General features: G+C 55.0%; 8 protein-coding genes. All 8 read left to right on the top strand.

What is annotated here, in order from left to right:
* Nucleotides 1-79: 79 nt before the first annotated feature.
* The 8 genes from ACWVCN_RS02195 (at nt 80) to ACWVCN_RS02160 (ending at nt 9557) form a co-directional block, all read left to right on the top strand.
* Entirely contained in the window at nt 80-550 is a 471-nt protein-coding gene (locus ACWVCN_RS02195) for an N-acetyltransferase family protein (RefSeq protein WP_455243875.1), read from the top strand.
* Complete coding sequence (locus ACWVCN_RS02190; protein ID WP_455243874.1) at nt 547-969, top strand: hypothetical protein; 423 nt, start codon at nt 547-549, stop codon at nt 967-969. Before ACWVCN_RS02195 ends, ACWVCN_RS02190 begins: the two co-directional genes overlap by 4 nt.
* A 195-nt stretch (nt 970-1164) precedes the next feature.
* A complete protein-coding gene (locus ACWVCN_RS02185; RefSeq protein ID WP_455243873.1) occupies nt 1165-1776 on the top strand; it encodes a hypothetical protein in 612 nt (203 codons plus the stop codon).
* A gap of 124 nt (nt 1777-1900) precedes the next feature.
* The gene (locus tag ACWVCN_RS02180) at nt 1901-3172 is read left to right on the top strand and encodes a TolC family protein (RefSeq protein WP_455243872.1); all 1272 of its coding nucleotides are present in this window, start codon (nt 1901-1903) and stop codon (nt 3170-3172) included.
* 15 nt (nt 3173-3187) lie between these two features.
* Complete coding sequence (locus ACWVCN_RS02175; protein ID WP_455243871.1) at nt 3188-4852, top strand: efflux RND transporter periplasmic adaptor subunit; 1665 nt, start codon at nt 3188-3190, stop codon at nt 4850-4852.
* Nucleotides 4853-4876: 24 nt separating this feature from the next.
* Nucleotides 4877-8008: an efflux RND transporter permease subunit gene (locus tag ACWVCN_RS02170; RefSeq protein ID WP_455243870.1), complete on the top strand. Its 3132-nt coding sequence runs from the start codon at nt 4877-4879 to the stop codon at nt 8006-8008.
* 348 nt (nt 8009-8356) lie between these two features.
* Nucleotides 8357-8986, top strand: a complete 630-nt coding sequence (locus tag ACWVCN_RS02165) for a lipocalin family protein (RefSeq protein WP_455243869.1) — start codon at nt 8357-8359, stop codon at nt 8984-8986.
* Between the two features lie 4 nt (nt 8987-8990).
* Complete coding sequence (locus ACWVCN_RS02160) at nt 8991-9557, top strand: DNA-3-methyladenine glycosylase I (RefSeq protein ID WP_455243868.1); 567 nt, start codon at nt 8991-8993, stop codon at nt 9555-9557.
* Nucleotides 9558-9624 lie beyond the last annotated feature (67 nt).

Here is a 9624-nt window from a genome sequence, read left to right as displayed (position 1 = left end):
TCGGTTTACGCTGACGGCGGATGAGCTGGCAACCATCGAAACGATCGGCATTTAACCTCACAATCTACCTACTTCTGCGATGAATACCCTTGTGCGATATGCAGGCCCTGCTGACGCTGGAATCCTGTCCGTGATGGTCGGGGAGTTGCTCCATGAAATCATGGCAGCGATTCAAATCCCGGTGTTTTCGTTCAACAGGGAGGAAACAGAGGTACGCGCCAGCCAATGGCTGACCGATGGCAGCTATGTCGTCCTGCTCGCTTTAGACCGAGACATAGTAATGGGATTCACAGCCTTATATGAATCTCGTGCCTTATACGCAGAAGGGACGTTCGGCACGATTCCCGAACTGTACGTGCGATCCGACTACAGATCAAAAGGTGTGGGGACTCAGCTTTTGGCTGAGGCGAGAGCACATGCGAAGGCGAAGGGATGGACAAGATTGGAAGTGACGACACCGCCGTTGCCGCAGTTCGAGCGGACGAAAACCTTTTACCAACGGCATGGCTTTAGTGTTTCCGGTGGCCGCAAGATGAAGGTGGACTTATGATCATGCCGGTCATTCAGTTGGAACGGACCGGTTGTGGTATCGCCTCGGTCGCGGCCCTCGCCGGAGTTTCTTATCAAGAGGTGAAACGCAAGGCGAAGCAGCTTGGCATTATCGCCGCCGATCCTCGACTCTGGTCCGAGACAGATCACGTGCGGCGTCTGATACGTGAATATCGTTTGCGTCCAGCCTCGACCGAGCAGCCCTTTTGCTCGTGGAAGACTCTGCCCGATCTGGCCTTACTCGCAATCAAATGGCATAGGGAGAATAGCCGGCCGTATTGGCATTGGGTGGTGTTCGTGCGGGATGAAGGAGGGGAGAGGGTACTGGATTCCAAGCGGTCGCTGAAGAGTCATGTGAGGAGGGATTTCGGGAGGATGAAAGTGAAGTGGTATATGGCGGTTGAGAAGAAAAAGAATTAGCGCCTTGAGAGGGAGGTACGAGCGAGCCTGGAAGGATCACGTGGTTGGTAGGCCTGCTCACTCAGGCGAGCAAGGGAAACGGGTGCGGAGGTTAAAATTGATTCAGCCCGAACTTCATGACGGAGCTTTGGAGGTAGCAACCGCTTCTAACGCCTAACCATTTCTTGAGACTTTGAGAAAGAGCGAACAAACAAATTGCAGGTCAATTTCGTCGAGTATGTGGTCAACAAAGAGATTTCTTCTTGTAGAAGGACCTCCAGCCATTCTACGGAACCAATCAACGTTACTGGTGCCTGCCATTCGTACTGGTACAGCTACGAATGGCTGGCCATTGATTTTCATAAGTTGTTGGTTTCCTGGAGAACCCGAGGTGATGACACCAACCGTAACTATTGGAAAATTGACCATGAAGTCAGGGGGAGAGTATCCTTTGGCGTCATGCGATCTGTACCTAGAGCTCGTCTTGTCCTCATCATCTTCTTAAACCTGCTCTTCGGCGTTTTGAGCTTTAATGCGCAGGCCTGTCTTCTCCCGCTGTTTGGGACTACAGCGGCCTCGATGCAAAGCGGTTGTTCTACGCCCGAAGCATCTCCTATCCGGCAATTCTGTGACGCCTTCAAGATGTTGTCCGTTCAGGCGCCCTTAGATTCCAACCCGGAGTTGGACTCTCAAAGTGTCAGCGAAGATGCTCCTATCTCCTTAATTCATATGCTCAACCATCCTCCAGCAACACAGCTGAGTTGCGATTATCCAGCGCATTCTCCTCCAGAGGATGTACTGCTCAAGACTCAAGTCCTTCGCATCTGATCTCGTCGGTCCTCCCTTCGCGTCACTACCAATCATTGTTCGATTGATCGGGCTGATTTCTTGCGATCACATCGCTCGAGTTCCTTCTGAAACCTCGCCACGAGAGATCGAACAGGAGGTTCACATGAATACCGAAACGCCGATGTTTCTTAAGGCAATTGTGGCAGTGCTCGCATTTATCGCAGGCATCCATTCAAGCGCCAATGGTGAGCCGATTCAGGCCGAACCATTGGTCTTATCTGAAATAATCCGTGAAGCTTTGGAGGCAAACCCAGAGATTGCCACAGCTAGGCAGCAACTGGCCGCAGCCTCCCAACGAATCACTCAAGCGCGCGCTCTGGACGACCCTACATTCTCTGTCCAATTGTGGAACTTTCCCGAATCCTTCAACATTGGCCAAACAGCGAATACCATCATCGGGCTTTCTCAAAAATTTCCTTTCCCAGGAAAGCTCGCGTTGAAGGAACAAGTGGCGAGCCGCTCGGCCGACATCACCGAACAGGCCTTGCGCGCCAAAGAACTCGACCTGGTGGCACGAGCCAAGCAGGCCTACTACGACCTATTCCTGGCCCACAAAGCGATTCAAATTCACCGTGAACAGATCGATCTCCTCACCCAGTTTCTTCAGGCTGCTATCGCGAAATTCAAAACGGGAAAAGGCACTCAAGTGGATGTGCTCAAGGCGCAGGTGGAACTCGCCAAACTCCATCAGCAGTTGCCGGTTCTTGAGCAGCATCGAGAAACGGCTCAGGCCAAAATCAATACGCTCTTGAATAAAGATCCCCGCATGCCTATGGGAATGCCACAAGAGCCTCGGGTGAAACGTTTCCCAAAGGATCTCGACGAGCTCTTTCAAATAGCAACCGATGCCAAGCCTGACGTCAAAGCGGCTGAATTGGCAGTTCGGCGGAATGAAAAGTTCCGTGCCCTCGCGCATCGCCAGTACTATCCGGATGTCACCGTGGCGTTTCAGCGGTTTCAGAATTACCAGGCCCCCAACGGGTTCGGCGCGATAATGGCCATCAACATGCCGTTTGCTTTTTGGACCAAGCCGAAGTACGACGCGGCGGTGCAAGAAGCGAGTGCGGCAGTCGCTGCCGCCCGTGCCGATTTGGAGAGCGTACATAACCTCACGCGATTCCAGATTCGCGACGTGCTCGCGAAAGTACGGGCCAGTTGGGAAGTCGCCCTGCTGTATCAGACCACTGTCTTACCACAGGCCGAGGACAGTCTCGCCTCGGCGCGGGCTGGTTATCGAACTGGCCGGGCTGATTTTCTAAACCTGATCGAGGCCGACCGGGCGTTGCGGGAGTTCCAGTTGGCCTACTACAGCGCTCTGGTTGATTGGCAACACCGGGTTGCCGAACTCGAGCAAATTGTCGGCCGGGAGTTATAAGCCAGGAGGTGTATCATGCGTCGCGTGACACCAAGAGGAAGGCACACGGTGCAGATCATGATCGGCCTGATCGTGGTGGTCGGCGGGCTCTGGCTCATTAGCGGCTGGAATCGCCTCCGTCCCTTACTATCCGAGGTGAAGGGCGTCGAGCAGGACGTGCAGAGGAAAGTACAAGGTTCTGGCATGAAGGGCATGAAGCCAATGGCGGCTCCTGAAGGCAGGTTTTCCCAGGCCTATGCCATGGTCACGCCCTCCAAGCAACAGTTGATCGGAGTGAAGACCGCAGCAGTGAAGAAGCGTCGCCTTGAGACCGTAGTTCGCGCAGTTGGCAGAGTGGAGTTCGATGAGCAACGTGTCACCCACGTGAATCTTCGCGTCTCGGGATGGGTGGAAGAGCTCTTCGTGGATTTCACCGGACAGCTGGTGCACAAAGGCCAACCGCTGTTTACACTCTACAGCCCGGATCTCGTGGCGAGCCAGGACGAGTATCTCCTGGCTCTCAAGGCAAGGGAGAAAGTCAGGGACAGCCCAATCTCTGAAGTTCTGGCACAGGCGGATCAGTTAGTCGATGCCACCCGAGATCGACTACATCTGTGGACAATGACCAACAAGCAGATCGATGAGCTGGCCCGTCGGGGCAAAGCGCAAACCTACATCAGCATGACCTCGCCGGCCACTGGACATGTGATCGACAAGAGGGTGTTCAAGGGAAAGTTTGTGGAACCAGGAATGACCCTGTACACAATCGCGAATCTTTCCACAATTTGGGTTCATGCGGAGATCTACGAGTATGAGGTGCCATTCGTGAAGGTAGGACAACCAGCGACGGTGACGTTTGTCGCATACCCTGGAGAACAGTTCCATGGACGAGTGTCGTACATTTATCCTTACCTCAACAAGGAAGCCAGGACCGTCAAGGTCCGGCTGGAATTACCGAACCCGGGCTTGCAGCTCAAGCCAGACATGTACGGGGATGCCCTGATCAAAGTAGACCGAGGGAATACTCTGGCGATTCCTGAACAAGCGGTGGTCGATTCCGGTACCCGCACCCTCGTCTTCGTTGTCCGTGGGGAAGGACTCTTCGAGCCACGAATAGTGAAACTCGGCCCGAGGATCGGGTCCTATCTAGAGGTTTCGGAAGGGCTGGCAGAAGGGGAACAGATCGTGACCTCCGGGAATTTTCTCATCGATTCCGAGAGTAAATTGATGGCCGCCACAAATATGATGGGGGCTCTCGGCATGGGAGGCATTCGCATGGAACAGGCCCGCATGGGAGACATGGACATGGGGGGCATGGATATGGGCGGCACGATGTCTGAGCAGACTGAGCAGGTCGCTCCAATGACCGGGAAGAAAGTCGGCGGGATCACGATGATGCTGTCCACCGAACCGACCGTCCCACGAGTGGGCGAGAATGTCATTCGCGTAAACCTGAAGGAGGAGAGCAGGAGGCCGGCTTCGGCGTCCAAGGTCCTGCTCACATATACCATGCCAATGCCGGGCATGGTGCCGGCCACAATCCCGATGGCGCTCCAGAAAGATGGCGTCTACCAGGCCAAGGCGAATCTCGGCATGGCAGGACAGTGGGATCTCACAGTGACCATTCAGCGTCCAGGTCAGCAGGAATTAAAGGAAACATTTTCTGTGATTGCCGGTGGCGCCGCAATGTCAGGAATGTAGTCAACGAACATGACAGAGCATGGTGTGATTAGACGCGTGATCGAGTGGAGCGCCCAGAATGGATTTCTGGTGTTCCTGGTGACGCTTTTTCTATTGGGGTGGGGTCTCTGGGCCGTTTACCAGACTCCGCTAGATGCCATCCCTGACCTCTCTGATGTGCAGGTGATCGTCTTCAGCGAGTGGACGGGGCGCAGCCCGGATTTGGTTGAGGATCAGATTACCTATCCCATCGTGACTTCGATGCTAGGGGCTCCACGGATCAAATCAGTCCGTGGACAGTCTTTCCTGGGACTGTCATTCGTCTACATCATTTTCCAGGACGGAACGGATATCTACTGGGCCCGGAGCCGGGTGGTGGAATATCTACAAGGCGTGACCGGCAAATTGCCCGAAGGCGTCTCTCCCACGCTCGGTCCGGACGCCACGGGCGTCGGATGGGTCTTCCAATACGCACTCGTGGATACCTCCGGTCAGCATGACCTCTCGGATCTCCGAACTTTTCAAGACTGGTACCTGCGCTACTGGCTCCAAAGTGTTCCGGGAGTGGCTGAAGTGGCGTCGATTGGCGGATTTGTGAAGCAATATCAGGTACAGGTCGATCCCAATAAGCTGCTTGGGTATCACATTCCGCTCAAAGCACTCATCGAGGCTATTCGGCGCAGCAACAACGATGTTGGCGGTCGCGTGATTGAAGCGAGTGAGCGGGAATACATGGTGCGAGGACGCGGCTATATCCGGACACTGGACGATCTCAGACAAATTCCCGTTGGGAACGACCGGCACGGTACCCCGATCACCGTCCAAGACGTGGCCCGTGTGACGATCGGCTCCGACATGCGTCGTGGCATCGCCGAACTGGATGGTACTGGGGAGACAGTGGGTGGCATCGTTGTCATGCGATACGGCGAGAATGCGTTGGCGGTGATCGACCGCGTCAAGGAGAAGCTCAAGGAGCTGACACCATCCCTGCCCGCAGGGATCGAGATTGTCCCCGTGTACGACCGCTCCGATCTGATTCTTCGGGCCATTGCGACCCTAAAAGAAAAGTTGATCGAAATCAGTGTCGTCGTAAGTATCATTAGCGTCGTATTTCTGTTCCATCTGCGCTCGGCTCTTGTCGCGATTCTGACATTGCCAGTTGCCATCCTGCTCTCCTTCCTGGCGATGTACTATGTGGGCATCACGTCGAACATTATGTCGTTGGCCGGTATTGCCATCGCCATTGGGGCTATGGTCGATGCGGTCATCGTGATGATCGAGAATGCCCATAAGCGATTGGAACAATGGGAGCGGGCAGGACGACCTAACTCACGCACCGCGGTTATCATCCACGCAGCCCAAGAGGTCGGCAAACCACTCTTCTTCTCATTGCTCATTATTACGCTCTCATTCTTGCCGGTGTTCACGCTTGAAGCTCAGGAAGGACGGCTCTTCAGACCCTTGGCTTTCACCAAAAGTGCCGCCATGCTGTTTGCGGCGTTGGTGTCGATCACTCTTGCGCCCCTCTTAATGGTATGGCTGATCAGGGGAAGGATTGCACCGGAGCAGAAAAATCCCATCAACCGACTGTTGATTTGGCTTTACCGGCCGATGGTTTCTGGCGCATTGCGTGCGCGCTGGCTGGTCGTGATCTTGGCGATCATCACAATGGCAAGTTCTGCTCCTTTGTACGGAAAACTCGGGGCGGAATTCATGCCCCCACTCAACGAAGGGACCATTTTGTACATGCCGACCTCCTTGCCCGGCATTTCTGTCACTCAGGCGAGCACGGTGCTGCAACGGCAGGACCAATTGCTCAAACAATTCCCCGAGGTCGATCGCGTCTTCGGTAAGATCGGTCGGGCCCGGACGCCGACAGATCCCGCTCCGTTGAGCATGGCAGAGACGGTGGTGACGCTCAAGCCAGAGTCTCAGTGGCGGCCTGGTATGACCTGGGACTCGTTGATCGCTGAGATGGACAAGGTCGTCAAGTTCCCGGGCATGCCCAACATCTGGTGGATGCCGATCCAGACGCGGACCGAGATGCTCGCAACCGGAATCCGTAGCAATCTCGGCATCAAGATTCTGGGCCCGGAACTGGCCGAGATCGAGCGAATTGGCCTGAAGATTGAAGCGCTCTTACAGGGCATTGCCGGTACACGCAGTATCTATGCTGAACGTGTTACTGGCGGATATTATCTCGACATTCACGTCAAACGTGAGGAGGCAGCCCGTTATGGGCTCGTGGTCGAGGACATCGAGGACGTCATCGAATCTGCGATTGGTGGAAAAAACATCAGCCAGACAGTCGAAGGGCGTGAGCGCTATCCCGTGAACGTGCGCTATCTACGGGAATTACGGGAGGACCCGGAATCGCTCAGGCGAATACTCGTGGAGACGAGCAAGGGTGCTCAGATTCCCCTCGGTCAGTTGGCTCGGATCACCATGACAACCGGCCCCCCTGCCATTCGCGATGAAAACGGGTCCTTGGCCGGTATCGTGTTTGTCGATGTGGCTGGGCGGGACTTGGGCGGGTACGTAGACGAGGTGCAGAACGTGATAAAGGAGCAGGTGACTTTGCAGCCCGGATATTCTCTCGCATGGGGCGGGCAATTCCAATATCTTGAGCGTGCCAAGGCTCGGTTGAAGGTCGTGGTACCCGTCACGATCCTGTTGATCTTCGTGCTGCTTTATCTGAATTTCAAATCCGTGACGAAGAGTCTGATCGTTCTTCTGTCGGTGCCTTTCGGAATGGTGGGCTCAGTCGTCTTGTTGTACATCCTTCACTATCACCTGAGTGTCGCTGTATGGGTGGGCATCATTGCCCTGGCAGGAGTTGCAGCAGAAACAGGTGTCATCATGATCATCTTTCTCGATGAAGCCTATGAGCGCTGGCAGCGGGAAGGCCGTCTTCGCTCAACGGCCGACCTTCGCGAAGCGATAGTCGAAGGAGCCGTCCAGCGAGTCAGGCCCAAAATGATGACCGCGTCAGCCATCTTTGTCGGTCTTCTGCCGATTATGTGGAGCCACGGGACAGGCGCTGATGTGATGAAACGCATCGCGGCGCCGATGATCGGGGGCATGGTGTCATCTACAGTCCTGACATTGCTCGTCATCCCGGCAATCTATGCGATCTGGCGTCGCAGGTCTCTTCGTGACTTACTACCTGGCAAGTAGTGATCTTAAGCTGCCCTTCCCTGCGAGTGACGCCAGCCGCTGGAAACAGCTTCTGACGCAGCGATTAAGACCCATCGATCCTCTCATCTGTTACCACGCTCCCACCAGGACGGGACAAATTCCCCCCTCTCGCCCTCTGTTTGGGGAGTCCTGTTTGTTATTTCTTGTGGGGTTAGGTTGTCGGGGGTTGGACTTTCTAAATTTCCTAAATTGCGGGTCGTGAAAAAAGAGGGACATTCTACTTTACCGGGTCTGTTAGTGTAGAATGCGTTTCTCTCCGATTTATTCAAGCAAGCATTGACACCCCGGGTACTGAAAGGTAGCTTGCCGGTGATGAGTCAATCCACAATGAATAGGTTTCTGACCGGGATGATCTTTCACCTGATTCGACCCATAATAATGACGGCTATGTTGGTCTCTTCGGTTACCGGATGTGCGGGTACGGGGCTGCAGACTCCACCGGCGACGGCGACAGCGGTGGATCTGGACAGGTACACAGGACTGTGGCATGAGATTGCTCGCTTGCCGATGTGGGCTCAACGGAACTGTGTTAGCTCGACGGCGGAGTATCACTTGCGGGAAGATGGAAAAGTCGGTGTGCGCAATGCCTGCGTCACGAAGGACGGTGGCCAGACGAGTATCGACGGTGAGGCAACGGTTGTCGATCACGAGCAGCATGCGAAGCTGAACGTCATCTTCGACCAGTGGGCGGCGAAGCTCGCAGCCTGGTTCACATCCTCGGAGCAGGGGAACTATTGGATCTTGCGTCTAGATCCGAACTATCAATGGGTCGTCGTCGGGACCCCGGATCGAGAGTATCTCTGGATTCTTTCTCGATCGAAGGTTATGGATGATGATCTGTATAAGGAGCTGGTAGAGTATGTTCGCCAGCAGGGTTTTCCCGTCGACAAACTGATCCGCGCGCCCCTCACTGCCAAGACGCCTGTTGCGACCTATGCCCCTTACGCACAAAGTTAAGCCGATGATTCGTTGTGCCTGGGCTGGGTCCAAACCCCATATGATTCGTTATCACGATCGAGAGTGGGGGCGACCCGTTCATGACGACAGGCGCCTGTTCGAAATGTTGATTCTGGAAGGCGCGCAGGCCGGATTGACGTGGGACACGATTCTGCGAAAGCGGGCAGGCTACCGAAAAGCGTTCGCTCGATTCGATCCAGGGATAGTCGCGCGATTTACAACGGTAAAAAAACGGGAACTCCTAAAAGATCCCGGTGTTATCCGCAATCGGCTGAAAATCGAGGCGGCAGTGACAAATGCCCGGGCCTTTTTGAAAGTACAGAAGGAGTTCGGGTCGTTCAATCGGTACGTCTGGCGGTTTGTCGGTGGTAAGCCAAAGATCCACCGCTGGCGAACGACGTCAAAGGTGCCTGCCACGAGCCCTGAAAGCGATGCGCTTTCGAAAGATCTCAAGAAGCGCGGGTTCCGGTTTGTCGGCAGCACAATCATGTACGCTTTCATGCAGGCCGTCGGGATGGTGAACGATCACACGGTCGGCTGTGCCTTCAGGACCTACTCGGGCCGACGATGAGAGTTGCAATTATCGGCGGCGGTGCGGCCGGCCTGATGGCTGGCGAAACGGCCTGTGACATAGGGGC

The organism is Petrachloros mirabilis (assembly GCF_975968855.1).
Note: the sequence above shows the minus strand (reverse complement) of the source record. Positions and strands in the feature narration are given on the sequence as shown.